This is a genomic window from Rhodohalobacter sp. 8-1 (assembly GCF_038150125.1).
GTDB lineage: Bacteria > Bacteroidota > Rhodothermia > Balneolales > Balneolaceae > SW132.
This window is the reverse complement of sequence record NZ_JBBVMF010000002.1, coordinates 206292-223091: the sequence shown is the minus strand read 5'-3', so window position 1 is coordinate 223091 and position 16800 is coordinate 206292. Positions and strand designations below refer to the sequence as shown.

Here is a 16800-nt window from a genome sequence, read left to right as displayed (position 1 = left end):
ATGTGGTACTTTGAAAAAAAGGAAGAATCAATTAGCTGTCTGAATTTCTTCAAGCATCAGTTTCATTCGTTCAATTTCTGTAACCTGGTCTGCGTTGATGTCGGCTGATAACCGAAAAGCATCTTCATCCTGGGCTGCGCCATCTGTGCTGACCAACGTGTCGACCATTGTTACTGCACCCTGGTGGTGGGCTATCATGTAGGATAAAAATAAACGGTCAAATTCTCTGCCCCTGGCGTCACTGAGCTGCTGTAGCTGTTCATCACTAAGCATACCGGGCATGTCTGTATGATCGTGGCTGCCGTGGCCATTAACACCATGAATCATCAGGTTGAGGCCGTTGATGTGAACCTCAGGGACTGGTTGATCACGACGTTCGAGCCAGGTTTGCATCGATTGTATTTCGTCCTGCTGTGAATTGATAATTCGTGCGGCAAGCCGCTGAATTTCCGGACTCGCATTGTTTTTTGGCGCGAGGCGAGACATAATCAAAGCCTGGGCATGATGGCCAATCATTCCGGTCATAAAGGCAACGTCGGCCTCGGTAAACGACATACGATCGCTTTCAATTCGGGACCAGTAAAGTTCTTCCAGTTCATCATAGTTCTCAGTATCTGACGAATCTATGTCTTTTCTTTGTTCCGTTACAGCTGATGTTCCGGAACAACCGGAAAGCGCTAAAATAAAAATGATTGAAAGTAAAAGTGAAGTAAAAAAGGCCGATCTATCAAATTGTAACGTCATTCAATTGTGTAGATGGATATTAATTTTTTGTCGGTATGCTTCAATCAGTGAACATAATTCTATACTGTATAAAATGCTACAATTTTTAAAATCATGAACTTGGCTGATTTGAATTAGTCACGAGAATTAAGTTTTTAGACTGATCTTATATACTTTCATCAATAGTGAATGATATATGTTGTTTGCTCCGGATTGAAGACAGTCTGGCTTGTTGAACCATCAGGCCAGATTACCTCAATAGCCTGTGGGATCTCGGCGTAACCGAAAACCTGGATGGCACTGTTTTGTGACCGATATCCGGATCCCGCCTGGATAGTTCGTACCGGCCCATTGGTATTATCCTCATAAATGAGTCGAATGGCAGACCCAATGGCAGACCGATTTTGATCAGGGCCAATTAACTGAACTCTTATACCTGCCTTTTCTGTCTTATTCACGTAAAGTTTCGTTTGCCCGTTATTTTGTGATACGGCAAGATCAGTTTTTCCATCATTGTTGAAATCGGAAAATGCTGCGCCCCGCTGTTCACCGTACATTTTTATACCACTTTCAATGCCTGATATCGCTTCAAATGACCCAGTTCCGTCACCCTTCAACAGCAACCCACGCCCGGCATCTTGTTTGGCGACTGAGGACGGGTATTCAAATGAATTTTGACTGATAAAAAGATCTTCATTTCCATCATTGTCGTAATCCAATACCCCTACGTGGTAGCCAGTCGACATCTGAGCCTCAATCGGCAACTGTTTAGTCTCAAACCCGTTTCCTGTATTCAAAAATAATAGATGATGCACTGTGTTGATCTCTTTGTAGGGCACTCGGGAGATACTAAGATCAAATATTTTACCGATCGGTGCTTCTGAGAATTCTTCGTGGCTTTGAACATTTCTGAGAATCGTGGGTAGCGATCGAAAGTCCAAGAGCTGTCTCCGTGGTACGTAAGCGCTCACAGGTTCATGATAGTATGCATCAACAATATCGAGGCGGTTATTCAGGTTAAAATCATCATAAAATAAGCGAAGAGGATAGGACGCGTTGAGTTTATATGGGCTATTGCTTCCTATATTCATCGCCACAATATCAATTAGTCCGTCATTGTTAAAATCACCCGTTGCAATTCCATTCCACCAACCGCTGTATTGATCGAAACCAACGTCTGCAGTCACTTCCCGGTAACGGCCGTCCCTGTTTTCGAAGAGTTTCAGCATACCCCACTCAGTACTTACTAACAGATCCTGTTTTCCGTTTTGTGAGAAATCTGCAAAAAGAGCAGCATTTACCAAGCCTGCGTTCTCGAGAACGGCTGAATTCTGCTCATCAAGCCGGAATGTCCCGTTAGTATTTTTGAAAAGACGCGATGAGGCGTCCCGTGGATAACCCCCGGGAAGAAAATGCCCTCCAACAAACAGGTCAACAGATCCGGAATTGTCGTAATCTGCCGCGGCAATCGGCCCTGTACTTGAAAGAACACCAGGAATGCTATCTGTTAGTGCGAGTGCTCCATTTTGAAACGTATGGAGATAGGCAGACGGTACACCGGGATTTCCCTGTTCGTAATTTGAGCTGCCATACGCTAATGTAAACCCATCTGCCGATGCCCAGCCCGCTAATGCGGTTTGATCACCCAGAGCCTCATTCATGGCCGCCGTAACATCCGCAGATTTAAACTGAGAACTGCCCATGTTTTCAAATACTTGAAGACTACCGCCTTTTCCTTCGGTGACAATTAAATCATCGCGGCCGCTATTATTAAAATCGACCCATGCAACGGCAGGCCCTTTTCTTGAAAGTTCTTTTGGAAGTAATGGCTGAACCCGCTGAAAATCATTATAGTCGCTTTCATGATGAATATGATTAATTGTGTCAGAAATATCCTCAAATATAGGCGATTTGGACTTCTTGACCGTGTGTTCTGAAGGGATGATTTCAATGTCGTACTGATTGATTTCATAAATCCGGTTTGATACTACGTTTTCAATGCGGCTGGTTGTGCCATCTCTCCAATGAATTTCAATCACAAGGTTTTCATTTGATTCATCTGCGGCAAAAGTAAGCAGATAGTCTGAACCTGAGAGATAGTAGCCACCTGCAGTAATCTCGTGCTGTTGTAAGGTCGGGCCGCCTCTCAAAGTTACTTTTGCGCCAATGGCGTTGGTGTTAGGAGATCTGCCCTGAAGACGTACTGCTATTCTTGGCTTTGATGTGGTGTTTTTGTAAATAATGGCATTCTTATTGAATCTGTTGAACACGAGGTCCAGAGTTCCATCATTATTCAGATCGCCTGTGGCCATGCCCATTGAAATGTCATCCGCGGTAAATCCCAGCTCACTGCTACGGTCAGTGAAGGTGAGGTCACCATTATTAATAAATAGTTTGTTAGGGATCTCCAGTTTTGGAAAGCTCAGAAATTCATCACCTTGTTCCATCATCGCTGAGCCCATCTGCTGGTATCGTTGATTTATTGTTCTCTGGGCATCCATATCCAGATAATCCCTGTAAAAACCGGTCGCTACAATCAGGTCATCATGTCCATCAAGATTGATATCCATAAATGTTGTTGCCCACGACCATTCGGAAGCTTCAAGGCCACTTAGATAATTGATCTGCGCAAAGGTGGTATCACCGCGGTTTAAATAAACAGAGTTGTGATTATGATGTGTACTTCCCTGGTATTCTCCCATGTAGTCTGAATACTGACGGAGACGACGTTCGTGATTGTCGCTAAGCATTTCTGTCACCATGATATCCGTTTCCCCATCTTTATTCAGATCTGTCATATCAACGCCCATCGATGAAAAACTCTGGTTGATAATGGCATGATTATCTGCAGCGTGAAAAATCCCATTTCCCTGGTTGATCCAAAGGCGGTCCGGTGTCCAGAAGTCGTTGGTGACGTAGAGATCAGGAAATCCATCGCCGGTGATATCTTTGAAAATAGGAGTGAAGCCCCAGTCTTTAAACAGGCCTGGTCCTCCTTCCGCGTTGACTGGAAAATGTATATCACTGTCTGCTTTTTGAAATATACCCTCACCCTGGTTGATATAAAGTTCATCATAGGCACCCACTTCCTGCCTGAACTGGCGGCCGTTTATCTCTATAACCTTGTAGTAATCTTCAAATTCCGGCAGGATCTGCATTTGACCATTTTGAGTAGTCGTCGTGTTTTCTAAAGATAGCTCTTCAGGCCCGTAAAGATCCCGGACGGACCGAACTCTGTAGTTTGCAATGTACAGATCCGGTAAATTATCTCCGTTCACATCGGCAATTGCAGCAGAATGGGCACCGTTGCTTTTACCAAGTCCACTCTTGGTATGAAGTGAGAAATTTCCACTTCCATCATTTAAATAAATGGAGTTGTTATCGGACGAAGAGGTAATCAGCAAATCAGGATAGGAATCACCATTCAAATCAGCAAAAATCACCCCGGTAGAATTATAACCTTCATGAGTTACACCGGCCTGATCAGTTATATCTTTAAACTCTAAGTTGCCCAAATTTTTGTAGAGTCGATTTCTGCCTTCAATACTTGCAAAATAGATATCTGCTAATCCATCATTATCTACGTCTGCAATTGCCACACCCGAGCCATTAGCATAGTGTCGGTTTTCGGCGATGATATCATTACTAACACTATTAGAAAAATCGATTCCAGTATCTGATGAGGTTTTTGCTTCGAATCCATCATCACCGTAATAGTTTGGCGTAAGTTCAGCCCATCGGTACCCTTCTTCTTCATTCCACTGAAGCTCAGGTGTAGTGCTGCAACTCGTTAAGAAAATCAAAATTGAGAGAGGGAGGAATAAAATGAATATTCTTGAAATCATATAGATGTTATTCAAAATACAATGCAAAAAAAATGGTGATCAAGAGCATGAAGAACATACTCAAAATCACCATTAGTTTCATCGCTATCCGTCAGTTAGATAGACGGGACGTTTGTCAAATTAGTAAAGAGGATTCTGTACTAAAGCGTTATTCCTGTTCATCTCATCCCGTTGAATAGGAAGGAAATAAGTTGCAGGATTCCAGCTTCGTGACCAAACCGGACGAACACCAATATTTGGGTTTCCTGGTGCAAGCTCCACCTCAGTTGGGACATCCATTGAGGGGTCTATGACATAATCATAGTCGTACATTCCGCCAAATTCATCATTGGGGTCGTACTCATACTGAGCATGTAAATAAATGCCATAGGCATCTTTGTCTGCAGTTTGTGGTGCGATCATCCATCGCCGAACGTCGTAGTAGCGATGGTCTTCGAATGCGAGCTCAACGCGGCGCTCGTTACGGTATCGCTCCACTAAATCTTGTCCGGAATCATTTATATCAGGCATACCCGCCCTGTTTCTTACCTGGTTGATTGCGGAACGAGCTTCTCCTTCTTGATTGAGGTTGATTTGAGCCTCAGCATAGTTGAGCAGTACTTCAGCATACCGGAAGAAGTGCCAGGGAACTTCCTGGACGTTATTCCAATGCTCTACATTAGGACTGATGAACTTATTGAGAATATATCCTGTCCTCGAACCATTCCAGTCTTCAACCGGGCTTCTGCGTGAATCCAGGCCTGTACGTTCTTCAGGGCACTCAGCTGATCCAACGCACCGGAGTGATAGGAAAGTTTCAATTTTTCCCAAAGGATCTGTGGCACGAGGCCCTTCAGGACGTTCACGCCACTGATATCCATTGTACATAACGGTCGCTTCCATCCGTGGGTCCCGGTTTGCAAATGGATCTTCAGCATGATCTGGATTAGACCAGTCGAATGCTTCGCCGTCAAGTGTTTCGAAATCATCAACCAAGGCCTGCTGCGGTGTACTGCCGCCCCATAGGAAATAGCCATTGGGTCCAAACCATTGTCCCGGTGATACGATGCCCCAGTTACCACCGCCGGGATCATGCTCTTCAAGAAAGAATCTCGAAAATATTGCTTCCGATCCACCACCTTCAAGCCAGATATTCTGGAAATTTTGAGTCGGATTGGAATCCTGATCATAAAGAGAATAAGGCCCATTTTGAATGATTTCCCGGGCAGCATCACGTGCACGTTCCCATAGATCTTCCTGTGTCAGTGTAGATTGTGTTAAACCGATTAACTCAGGATTATTGTAACCACCGGCCCATTGGCTGTTGTGAATCAAATCGCTTGCCGCATAGGTGAGAACTCTGCTTTTAAGTGCTAAAGCCGCACCTTTACTTGCCCTTCCTGCTTGTCTCGGAAGCCAATCCAATCTGTTTTCAGCTTCTTCAATATCAGCTAAGATAAAATTCAACACATCCTCGTATGAATCTCTTGGCACCTGTAAATCCGAATCAAGCTGAAAAACTTCATCAACAATGGGTACCCCGCCATGAAGTTTTAACAGATCATGATATTTCATTGCCCTCAGGAAATGAACTTCACCGGTGAGTTGAGAAGCAAGATTCTGATCGGCGAATAGTTCGGGCTCAAAATTTTGGAAGAAAAGATTTGTCTTCCGGATTGAGCCGTAAGCGTTTCCCCACTGAAGATTACCTGATCCCGGAGGGCCTGTCCACCATGCCGAACCCCAGGTTGTATTATACACATTTGTAGGATTGATTATTCCTTGTGCAGCTTCAGCAGAACCGATATGTGTGAAGGCGGCTTCATCTGTATGAATTCCAAGCATCACTTCTGTATACCCATGAGCCAGATCACTATATATGTCGTTGACAAATGCCTCGGACATCGCCGGATCCGACCAGACAGCAGCATCAGAAGGCTGATCCAGGGGATCCAAGTTCAAAACTGAATCGCAGGCTGCATACATAAACAGCATAAGAGCGATCAGTGATAATTTCGTGTATATATGTTTATTCATTTTCATAATACTTGTGGATTAAAATTGTACTTGCAAACCTATTCGAACAGATCTTCTTTGCGGATAATACTGACCCGCACCGGAAGCAGCTTCAGGATCAAGATCTTCCAGACCGGTAAAGGTTAGAAGGTTCATGCCGGTAATGCTGAACTTTGTTCTTTCAAGTCCCGCCTTACTGCTTAATGAAGCGGGGAGTGTGTAAGCAAGCTCCAATGATTTGAGCCTAATGTAGTTTGTACTTTCTAAGAAGTAGGTGTTAGCATTAGATGCCCAGTACTCATCGCTGCGGTTCCAAGTACGCGGATGATCGTTTGTAGGATTTTCAGGTGTCCATCGGTTTTCTGCAAAACTTTGACGGAAGTTCCCAATTTCACCGGATTCAGTTTGGGTGTACACTGCTGCACCAGCAGCACCCTGCCAGAATGTTGAAAGATTCCAGTTTTTGTAGCTCGTACCCAGCTGAATACCTCCGGTCCATTTCGGAAACTGCGTTCGGTCATCACGGATTCTATCATCCGCGTTGATCTCGCCGTCATCGTTAATGTCTGCAAAAATCAGGTCGCCCGGTTGGGCTCCATCCCAGCTTGGTGTGTTCGCTATCTGCTGCTCATCCTGGAAAACACCTATCGACTTATAATAAAGGCTGGTGTTCATTGGCTTGCCCTCATTTTGTTGCCATGAAGGTATTCCGTCCGGTTCATCAAAAAAGAGGATTTCATTTGTTGCATAGCTAAGCGTAAAAGTAGCATCCAAGAACAGATCTTCACTTATTGCCTGCAGGTAACTCGTAGTAGCGTCAAAGCCAAAGCTTTTTACTTCTCCGATGTTTTCATCAGGAAGCTGGAAGCCCGCCATTAGTGGAAGCGCAGCATTTCGCTGCCAGAGAATTCCTTCTCGGTTATAGTTGAAATAGTCAAACTCGAATTTGAGCCTGTTATTCCAGAAAGTCGTGTTTAGTCCTACATTAAACTGGTTTGCGACTTCCCAGGTAATATTCGGGTTAGGAATTCTTGCTTCATTTAAAGTAGACTGAATAGAGCCGCCAAGCACATACCCACCGCCAAAAGCATACGTTCCAAGAAACTGGTAGGGATTAACCTGGTCATTACCTGTTTGTCCATAGGAGGATCGAAGAGTAAAATCATCGAAGACATCTCCACTGAGGTTTTGAAACCAATCTTCATTAGACAATCTCCATCCAACAGATGCTGATGGAAAAAATCCATATCGGTCACCTTCAGGAAATATATATGATCCGTCAAGGCGTCCGATCAATTCAAACAGATAAGTTTGTCCGTAATCGTAGTTAATTCGGCTGAAGAAATTTTGTCGGGCTCCATGCCAGGAATTTCCCCAGTTATTTCTGTTCTGTGCAGCTCCAAGGTCAAGCTGTGGAAACTGTTCACTCAAAAATCCTTCCCTGTAGGCGCCAACATTTTGTCCCTGCCATGTTTCGCGTTCAGTACCCAGCATAAAAGCCAAATTGTGTTCCTGAATACTTCGCTGAAAATTACCAACAATATTGAAGGTAATATCCTGCTGGTTTTCCCTTTGGCGGGTTAGTTCAGGTGTTCCCGGGCCGCGTTGCCCAGGGCTGAGTACGGGATCGCCGTTATCATCTCTGGAACCATCCCAGCTATATAGTGTCCAGGGTGTAGCCCATAGTTCATTTTCATTGAAGCGCCTGTCGTAGGAGAAATTTCCACGGAACGCCAATCCTTCGATCGTAGGAATTTCTATATTCATATAAACACTACTTTGAAAATAGTAATCATTGATATCATGGTGGCCGGTCGCTGGAGTGGCGGAAACGATCGGATTCGTTCCATTTTCAATATCAGGCCCTGGCTTCCCGTTTGGCCAACGTGCAGGTTGGTGAGGTTTTCCACGCATCAGAAACCGAAACTGGGCACCAGCTGACTGGGTCGGGTAATTTCGATCTTCCAGACGACCGGAAAGGTCGGCTCCCATTTGGATATTTTCACTTAAGTCAATATCAACGTTACTGCGGAATTCACCCTGGCTGTATCTTGTGGCACTATCTTCGTAATAGGCATCTTCTGTGAGGCCACGCATTGATACACGGTAGCGTATTGTTTCATTACCTCCACTAACCGCAACAGATGCTTCTGTTTCATTTGAAAAGTTTTTTAATCCTTCCTCATACCAATCTGTATCGTGATAAGCCCATTGATCCTGCTGTTGAATATTACGATATCGGTTAATTTCCTCTTCTGATCTCCTTGGTGTGCTGCCATTATAAATATCAATCTCATTGATCATTGTCAGGTACGTAGCAGCATCGGCCATATCGGGGATGACGGTAGGCTGATTGAAACCTTGAGAAGCGTTTACCGTGAACTGAGGAGCTCCTCTTCGGCCACGTTTAGTTGTAATGAGAATTACTCCGTTTGCAGCTCTGGATCCATAAATCGCAGCAGATGCATCTTTCAAGACACTGATATTCTCCACATCATTAGGATTGATACGATCAAGTCCGCCTTGTCGTGCGGGGACTCCATCAATAACAATCAGGGGATCATTATTTCCGAGAGTAGCATTTCCGCGAATTCGGATCTGTGTACCATCTGCTCCGGGTTCACCAGCCGTATTTAAACCAGCCAGGCCCGAAACCCGGCCAGCGAGAGTTTGAGAAAGGTTGGAGGTAGGCACCGATTCGATGCGTTCACCGGTCACGGAACTCACCGAGCCACTAATTGACTCACGTTCACGTACCGAACCGTAACCCGTAACCACGACTTCCTGACCTACAACCTGCTGAGTTTGCAGCGCTATATCAATCGTCGTTCGCCCGTCAATTGGAACAGTCATTGTTTCGTATCCGATAAAGGAAAATCGTAATTCACGATTTAGATCCGGGACCATAATGGAATATTCACCATCAAGGTTGGTTGTGGTTCCGGTGTCGGTTCCTACAATTAGTATGTTCACGCTAGGTAAAGTTTCACCTGTAACTGCGTCTGTGACAGTACCGGTAACTTCAATATCCTGTGCATAAACCATACCAGCCATCAGTATAATACCAAGCATAGAAGCCATAGTAAGGCATAATATCCTGGGCAGGCACCTGAAGAATTCGTATGGTTTTTTATAGTATATGTGTTTCATAAGAGAGTATTCGGTTTTTGTTTTTAAGTATTAGCCGTGGAGAGAGCAAGTTACAAGAGCAAAAAAGTGATTCATTTTTCAAGGAAGCGCTTTTATGCATTTATAAAAATACTCCCGTTTATAGAGACGAATGTAAATCACAATGATAGCGCTAACATTCTCGTGTAAATAATAGTATTTCCTCGCAAATTATGAAGCTGACATGTCCAAACTATGCTTGTGTTCTTCCACTTTAATTTATTGGAACACTTTGTTGGATACTAATTAGTGCAAAAATCACAACAATAATAAACTATGCATATGAAATCGAATATCAAGTATTTTTATTTTAGTAGTTCATATGAAGATTCAAAAATAAAATAAAAAAAGACAATATTAGGTGTATGAATTATTATTTAATAAAAACATAGTATTTCAATTAAATTATTTATTCAAAATTAAAAAATTTTGTTTGAAGTTCTTCCACAGTTGACACAGATACTAAATCCTTTCAGTAATTCGGCTCCTTATGCTAAAATTTCTTTACAGAAAGGTGGGGCTTGTATGAGATACTTTATACAGGTTTATTTTAAGTCCCAAGAGCTTTCCTGCTGAGCACTATATATTTAGCATTCAAGTTTGGACAAAGGCTATGTTTTTTAAAAATGTCTAAATAGAATCAAAACTGATTTATAACTCAAATCACCGCTTGGGAGAGGTACCCATCAAAAAATCGAGGTTTCGTGCAGGAAATGGGGAAGAGGCGTATTGAAATGCCTCTCCGTACTCAAAGCCCGCAAGATGGCCAAGGTGTTTTGCTCTGGCCCGAAGCGAATCAAAAAAGGACGGATCGGAAATATACGTTTCAGGTTCATCACCCGGATCAGCAACGTTGAATTGGGTTGCAAATGCTTTGATTGCCTTTTCTTTCGTTTCAAGTGTACCAGTAATATCAAAAATAAAATCAGGCTCAAAAGGTCTGTCCTGCATGTAGTGAATAATATGCGATGGCCTGTGAATGTCCTGAAGTTTTCTGTCTGAATCTTTTGTCTCAATTTTGACAAGACCGCTATAAAAAATGGCATCAATCAGCAGGGCAGAGGCGTTTCCATGATCCGGATGGCGATCAGCGGGAGCTGGCAGGATGCAGATATGTGGCTTATACCGGCGAACGACTTCTATGATCGGTATCTGAAATTCGCGGGTGTTTTCAAGCTGGGTATCCGGTAGGCCAAGATTTACACGATCAGCAAGACCGATAATATCTGCGGCTTTTTGTGCTTCCTGTAAACGAATTTCAGCCGTTCCTCTTGACCCCATTTCTCCCCGTGTAAGATCTGCAACAACTACTGTTTGTCCCTGTTTTACGAGCGATGCCAGCGTCCCTGAACACCCCAGCTCCGTATCGTCGGGATGGGCACCAAAAGCGAGTATATCAGCTTTCATATCGAAATTTCAATTGAGTAAAAATTTCTATTTTAAATTGCAACGAATGTCATTTTTTCACGTACTCCATCTGCGAAATGTCTGCATGCGCACCAAATAAATGAACTCCATGCTTAAAAGTAATCCGATCAATTTTCAAACCCAATAGCTTTTTAATGAAAAAACTTTATATAAGTTTAGTTGAAGGATCCAAGATTGCAATGTCTGCTCTTTGGGCAAATAAAGTGCGTGCGCTGCTTACCACAACCTGCATTGTTATTGGTATTGTGTCTGTAACGGCTATGAATACCATTACGGATGGCGTTGACCGATCGTTCGAGGAAAGTATGGATATGCTTGGTCGAAACGTAGTTTTTGTTGAAAAATGGCCATGGGGATTTGGCGGAGAGTATAAATGGTGGGAATATCGCAATAGGAGGGAGATGCAGCTCGAATATGTGGACCAGCTTCGGGAGCTGGTGCCAAGTGCGTCGGCAGTATCGGCATCTGCAAGCAGAGGAACCGCTATACGATTTCAGGACAGGTCTGCTGATAACGTTCAGTTAAATGGTGCCACCGCATCATATTTTGAAACGGCCGGCTTAAATATTGCTGAAGGACGGGCTTTTACAGGAGAGGAAAAGCAGCGCGCGGCGAAAGTCGTCATTTTAGGCAATAGTGTTGCCGAGGTTCTCTTTCCAAATTCTGATCCGTTAAATAAACAGGTTCGGATCCGAGGCCAGCGGTTTAACGTTATTGGGCTGCTTGAAGAGCAAGGAAACTTTTTGGGACTCGAGGACGGCGATAACAGAATGATTGTTCCTATTTCAGCCTACGGTACAATCTATGATCTGCGGTGGGGAATTCAGATATCCGTTCAATTTCCGGACGAGGAGACACTCCAGGAGGGGGAATATGAAGTTATTGGGGCCATGCGACTCATCAGGGGACTAGACCCCATGGAGGACGATGATTTTGCTATTAACCAGGCAGCACTCTTTGAACAGGAATTTCAGGGTATGAAGGTTGCCATTTACGGGATCGGTATATTTTTAACCGGATTGGCCCTTTTTGTTGGCGGCATCGGGGTAATGAATATCATGTTCGTATCTGTGAAGGAGCGAACTAAAGAGATAGGAATCAGAAAAGCAGTTGGCGCAAAATCATGGGAAATTCAGCTCCAGTTTCTCATGGAGTCAATTGTCATTTGCATCTTTGGCGGTGTGATTGGCGTGATTTTATCTATTGGGATCACTGAACTCATTAATCAAATATTTGTAGCCTACATGGACTGGACCACTGTTTTAAATGCAATACTTCTTTGTACGTTTATTGGATTGCTTTTCGGATATCTACCAAGCAGACGTGCGGCCAAATCTGACCCCATTGAATCACTCAGGTACGAGTAACTATGAACATTATAGAAGTTTTCCGACAATCTATTGACAGTATTCGCGCCAACAAACTGCGTTCATCATTAACACTGCTTGCAATCTCTGTGGGCGTGTTTGCAATTATCGGGGCGAACACTGCAGTGCTTGTTCTCGATACCTATTTTAAAGATACTCTCAGCTTGATGGGGGGCGATGTAATTACCATCACAAAAACTCCCACAATTTCGATGGGGCCGCAAGACTGGGAAAAACTCCGGAATCGTGAGGATATCACCCTTGAACAGATGGAGCGACTTCAGGACTACACGGATCGTTCATCCGACATTGGACCAAATCGAACCTACCGAACCACCCGTGTTACGTACGAGGATATTGAAACGGAACCTAATATTAGCATTAGAGGGGGTAACCAGTTTTATCTGGATAACAATGCATATACATTAAGTGAAGGCCGGAATATTCTGCCGCAGGATGTTGACAATGCACGAGCGGTTGCGATTATAGGTGCCGATGTTGAGTCCGCCTTATTTGACAGAGAAGATGCTGTGGGAAAAACGATTCGGATTGAAGGCCGACCATACACAGTCATTGGAATGGTTGAAGCCAAAGGAAATGTATTTGGAAATACGCTCGATCGGTTTGTAGTTATTCCCTATTCAAACTTGGCCGGGGTTTACGGAAAAAACCAGAATATAGGCATCCAGGTACGGGCCGGATCTGTTGTAAATATTCAAAAAGCGATTGATGAAATTACAGGATATTTGCGAGTCATTCGCAAAGTGGATCCAATTGAGGAGAACAATTTTGAAATTACAACAAATGAGTCACTCAGTAACTCATTTAACTCGTTTACGGCAATATTATACAGTATTGGGTTTGTGATAGGTGGTATTGTTCTGCTTGGGGCAGGCATTGGTGTGATGAACATTATGCTTGTATCGGTAAGCGAACGCACGCGCGAGATTGGGGTGCGAAAGGCTGTTGGAGCCACTAAAAAAGCAATTGTTTCTCAATTTTTGATGGAGGCGATAGCCATTTGCCAGATCGGCGGCGTCATAGGAATTATTTTCGGGGCCGCCCTGGGTAATGCTGCTGCTCTGTGGCTTGAATCGAGCGTGGTGATTCCCTGGAGTTCGGCTGTTGGCGGATTGCTTGGGATGACAATCATTGGGGTTGTTTTTGGGGTATATCCCGCATTTAAAGCTGCCCAGCTCGATCCCATTGAGAGCCTCCGGTACGAATAGCCTAAATTTACCGAACGATTACCGACAAATCTTCTTTTTCATTACATATCAGTCTGTTATCTTAAGTCAGTTAATTAAAATTAAAAGCGTGACATTATGGAAGAAGATATTTTAAATAGTTTGAATGAAGATCTTGAAGATGTAATTGATGAAGGTCGTCAGATGATCGAAAATGCTGAGATTCAAGACCGGTTTTATGAATTTAAAACAGAAACTGAACTTTTCATACGCAAAAACCCAATTCAAAGCGTACTTGCCGGTGCTCTTGCAGGTTATTTAATCGGCAAGATTTTCAAATCCTGATTCATATGGACTCTGATTCCAAAGAACAGCACACAAAGAAATCTGCATCTAACCGAATTACCCCCGGGCCGGATATTCGTAAATATGTGGAGAACCGTATTGAGCTATTTTCAATAACGGTTGCGGAGCAAATTGCATTTACGGTCTCCACATCTATACAAAAATTTATAGGGTTGCTTTTTCTCTCTTTTGGCATCGTGTTTCTATGGATTGCACTTGGTTTTTTTCTGGGAGAATTACTGAATAGCCAGGCACTGGGATTTTTTCTAGCTTCGCTGCCGCTGCTAATTCTTGGATTCATCTTCTATAACAGAAGTTCAAAAAATCTTGAACAGAAGATCCAAAGTGACATTATTGAGAAGATTGCTCTGAATTTTGAAAAGAAGACGGCATCACTAGCTGACCCTGACAATGATAAAAAGAAACTGAATTAGGTGAGAGGTTTTGAGTAAAAAGAAAAATCAGAATATTGATGATATTCAATTACGAAAGGAAAAACTTCAGAGTGAGATTGAACTCATTGAAGAGAAGTATTCCCGGAAAGCGAGTAAAATTAGCGGCGGAATTGATACCACGTTAAAACCGATAAAAAAAATCAGGGATAATCCCTTTAAAGCTATCGGAATTTCAATAGCTGTTGGATTAATTGCGGGCGTATCAGGGCGCAAAAAACGAAAATCCGCGGGTCGTCCAACAGACGTCGGAAGTAATTCGGGATCTAAAGGCACCGGTTTTACATCTCTTCTCATTAGCGAACTTAAACGCATGGCAGCTAAACGTGCAATGATTTACATATCAGACATTGTTGATCGCAAAGTTATGCCCGGACTTACATCATCTAAATCGGATTCATCTGAAGAGAATCCTTCATCAGATTATAAGTCAGACAGGTAAACCGGACCGCATCTTTGATGAAATGTGCTTGATTCATTTATGGAGTTGGAATGTAACTATACACCTATCTAAAAATTCCAACCGATTTTAAATTCACTTCTTTTAATCTAAAGTGGTTTAATTCCCCGACCCTCTGGGTCGGAAAGGATAAAAGTCCCCCTTTGAAGGGGGAAGCGAACGGAGTGAGCTGGGGGATGACTTTCTGAGTGTTGAGATGTCCTGAACTTGGTTCAGAAACTTAACTGATCATCCCCCATTGCCCCCTTCGAAGGGGGACACTCCAGAATAAGCTCAATATTGGACCAAAAATTATTGGTTCTAAGTTTATACCTCGTGGGCTCTGCCCCGAGGTAGTTCATTTTGGAAAAGCTGAATTGTTAAAAAAAGTTTTTATTTCTAAATCGGGAATAAAAATACTGTAACTCTCCTTACACTTCTTGCGTAGTACCACCCAAACTCGACTAAAAAACAATTATGATTCGCATATACACCATCATCACAGTACTGCTTTTCCTTCCACTAATTGGGCAAGCACAGACCAACATTTCTTTACAGGAAGCGATTGATATCGCTCTCGAAAATAACTACCAGCTGAAACAAGCCGCAAATAACAAGCAGCTTGCAGATACACGTGTCTTTAGTGCGAAGGCAGATTTCTTACCATCCCTCAGTGGAAACTTCAATGGCTCACTGAATATTGGTCGTCAGTTTATCCAGGAAGATCTTTCGTTTGAGGATGCAACTACTAAAGGAGTGGGAGGCAGCCTAAACGCTAACGTAACGGTGTTTAATGGTTTTGCAAACATCGCAAATTTACGACAGGCCAGGGTAGACAATCAGTCAACGGCAGAAGAAAATCAAAGGCTAAAAGAGACGGTCATCTTTAATACGGCCAGCCGATATCTCCAAGTCGTATTAAATGAAGAACTTTTGAAAATCGCAGAGTCAACATTGGAAGCTTCCAGAAGCCAGCTTGAACAAATCCGTGCTCAGGTAGACGTAGGCTCACTGCCAACGGTTGATCTGTTTAACCAGGAGGCAACGGTTGCCAGTAATGAACTGACGGTGATTCAGAGAGAAAATACACTGGAAGTAAGTAAAGCACAATTGATTCGAATTATGCAGGATGATACCATCACCGATATTGAAACTAACGTGCCTTCAGTGGATGAACTTTCAATTGCACCTGTCAACTTTAATCTTAATGAGATGATTGATACTGCATTGAATAACAGAAGTGATTTCAAGGCTCAGCAACTTGCAATTGAGAGTAATGAGCAGGCTCAAATCATCGCTCGTGCCAATCTGCTCCCGTCGGTTTCAGCGAGTGCAGGAATAAGTTCTCGCTGGAGTGATCAGTTTCGGGTGCCAGACCCTGATAATCCTATGATTAGAGAGGTTGCATCTTTCAGCGACCAGTTTTTCGATCTGCAGAGAAGCAGAAACATAGGCTTTTCTGTGTCTATACCGATATTCAACAGATGGAACAATCGTACAAACCTCATAAGCTCTAAAATACAGCTTAAAAATAGCGAGCTTGAGTTGCAAAATGTTCGATTCCAAATTAGTGAAGAAGTGCGACAGGCTTATAATGATTATACCTCTATCGTAAAAGAGCTGGAATCATCTCAAAAATCTTTAATAGCTGCAGAACGCGCATACGAAACTGAGCAACAACGATACGAAATTGGTGCAACGACACTGATTGAGCTTAATCTTGCCAATGCAAACTATGTACAGGCGCAGTCGGAGCGGGTTCAGGCGGTGTATAACTTCATCTTTCAGCAACGGTTGCTTGATTATTATATCGGCCGCCTTGATGAAAATATTGAGATCAACTAATTAAAC

11 protein-coding genes are annotated in these 16800 nt (G+C 43.2%); 6 read left to right on the top strand and 5 right to left on the bottom strand.

The features are described 5' to 3' along the window. Positions 1-27: 27 nt before the first annotated feature. The 5 genes from AABW11_RS02525 to bshB1 all read right to left on the bottom strand — a co-directional run bounded on the left by AABW11_RS02525 (position 28) and on the right by bshB1 (position 11138). Positions 28-744 (bottom strand): DUF305 domain-containing protein, encoded by a 717-nt coding sequence (locus AABW11_RS02525; RefSeq protein ID WP_340103090.1) that lies wholly within the window; start codon positions 742-744, stop codon positions 28-30. A gap of 158 nt (positions 745-902) precedes the next feature. Beyond that, positions 903-4568 (bottom strand): FG-GAP-like repeat-containing protein, encoded by a 3666-nt coding sequence (locus AABW11_RS02520; protein WP_340103088.1) that lies wholly within the window; start codon positions 4566-4568, stop codon positions 903-905. A gap of 120 nt (positions 4569-4688) precedes the next feature. Next, complete coding sequence (locus AABW11_RS02515) at positions 4689-6584, bottom strand: RagB/SusD family nutrient uptake outer membrane protein (RefSeq protein WP_340103086.1); 1896 nt, start codon at positions 6582-6584, stop codon at positions 4689-4691. Between the two features lie 18 nt (positions 6585-6602). Beyond that, positions 6603-9713 carry a SusC/RagA family TonB-linked outer membrane protein gene (locus AABW11_RS02510; protein ID WP_340103084.1) on the bottom strand — a complete coding sequence of 1037 codons (3111 nt, stop codon included), beginning with the start codon at positions 9711-9713 and terminating at the stop codon, positions 6603-6605. Between the two features lie 681 nt (positions 9714-10394). Further along, the gene (gene bshB1, locus AABW11_RS02505) at positions 10395-11138 is read right to left on the bottom strand and encodes a bacillithiol biosynthesis deacetylase BshB1 (protein ID WP_340103082.1); all 744 of its coding nucleotides are present in this window, start codon (positions 11136-11138) and stop codon (positions 10395-10397) included. Positions 11139-11293: 155 nt separating this feature from the next. Between bshB1 and AABW11_RS02500 the strand changes: the two genes are divergently transcribed. The 6 genes from AABW11_RS02500 (at position 11294) to AABW11_RS02475 (ending at position 16794) form a co-directional block, all read left to right on the top strand. Next, positions 11294-12526 (top strand): ABC transporter permease, encoded by a 1233-nt coding sequence (locus AABW11_RS02500; RefSeq protein WP_340103080.1) that lies wholly within the window; start codon positions 11294-11296, stop codon positions 12524-12526. 2 nt (positions 12527-12528) lie between these two features. Beyond that, entirely contained in the window at positions 12529-13755 is a 1227-nt protein-coding gene (locus tag AABW11_RS02495; protein ID WP_340103078.1) for an ABC transporter permease, read from the top strand. 96 nt (positions 13756-13851) lie between these two features. After that, the gene (locus AABW11_RS02490; protein WP_340103076.1) at positions 13852-14058 is read left to right on the top strand and encodes a hypothetical protein; all 207 of its coding nucleotides are present in this window, start codon (positions 13852-13854) and stop codon (positions 14056-14058) included. A 5-nt stretch (positions 14059-14063) separates the two neighbouring features. Next, positions 14064-14492, top strand: a complete 429-nt coding sequence (locus tag AABW11_RS02485) for a phage holin family protein (protein WP_340103074.1) — start codon at positions 14064-14066, stop codon at positions 14490-14492. Positions 14493-14502: 10 nt separating this feature from the next. Continuing rightward, positions 14503-14952 (top strand): DUF883 C-terminal domain-containing protein, encoded by a 450-nt coding sequence (locus AABW11_RS02480; protein ID WP_340103072.1) that lies wholly within the window; start codon positions 14503-14505, stop codon positions 14950-14952. 474 nt (positions 14953-15426) lie between these two features. After that, a complete protein-coding gene (locus AABW11_RS02475) occupies positions 15427-16794 on the top strand; it encodes a TolC family protein (protein ID WP_340103070.1) in 1368 nt (455 codons plus the stop codon). Positions 16795-16800: the final 6 nt, after the last annotated feature.

What these genes read in the sequence shown, in the direction of transcription:
- AABW11_RS02500 (WP_340103080.1), top strand. Translation starts at nt 11,294, where the DNA reads ATGAAAAAACTTTATATAAGTTTAGTTGAAGGATCCAAGATTGCAATG.
- bshB1 (WP_340103082.1), bottom strand. Translation starts at nt 11,138, where the DNA reads ATGAAAGCTGATATACTCGCTTTTGGTGCCCATCCCGACGATACGGAG.
- AABW11_RS02490 (WP_340103076.1), top strand. Translation starts at nt 13,852, where the DNA reads ATGGAAGAAGATATTTTAAATAGTTTGAATGAAGATCTTGAAGATGTA.
- AABW11_RS02485 (WP_340103074.1), top strand. Translation starts at nt 14,064, where the DNA reads ATGGACTCTGATTCCAAAGAACAGCACACAAAGAAATCTGCATCTAAC.
- AABW11_RS02515 (WP_340103086.1), bottom strand. Translation starts at nt 6,584, where the DNA reads ATGAATAAACATATATACACGAAATTATCACTGATCGCTCTTATGCTG.
- AABW11_RS02475 (WP_340103070.1), top strand. Translation starts at nt 15,427, where the DNA reads ATGATTCGCATATACACCATCATCACAGTACTGCTTTTCCTTCCACTA.
- AABW11_RS02520 (WP_340103088.1), bottom strand. Translation starts at nt 4,568, where the DNA reads ATGATTTCAAGAATATTCATTTTATTCCTCCCTCTCTCAATTTTGATT.
- AABW11_RS02510 (WP_340103084.1), bottom strand. Translation starts at nt 9,713, where the DNA reads ATGAAACACATATACTATAAAAAACCATACGAATTCTTCAGGTGCCTG.
- AABW11_RS02525 (WP_340103090.1), bottom strand. Translation starts at nt 744, where the DNA reads ATGACGTTACAATTTGATAGATCGGCCTTTTTTACTTCACTTTTACTT.
- AABW11_RS02495 (WP_340103078.1), top strand. Translation starts at nt 12,529, where the DNA reads ATGAACATTATAGAAGTTTTCCGACAATCTATTGACAGTATTCGCGCC.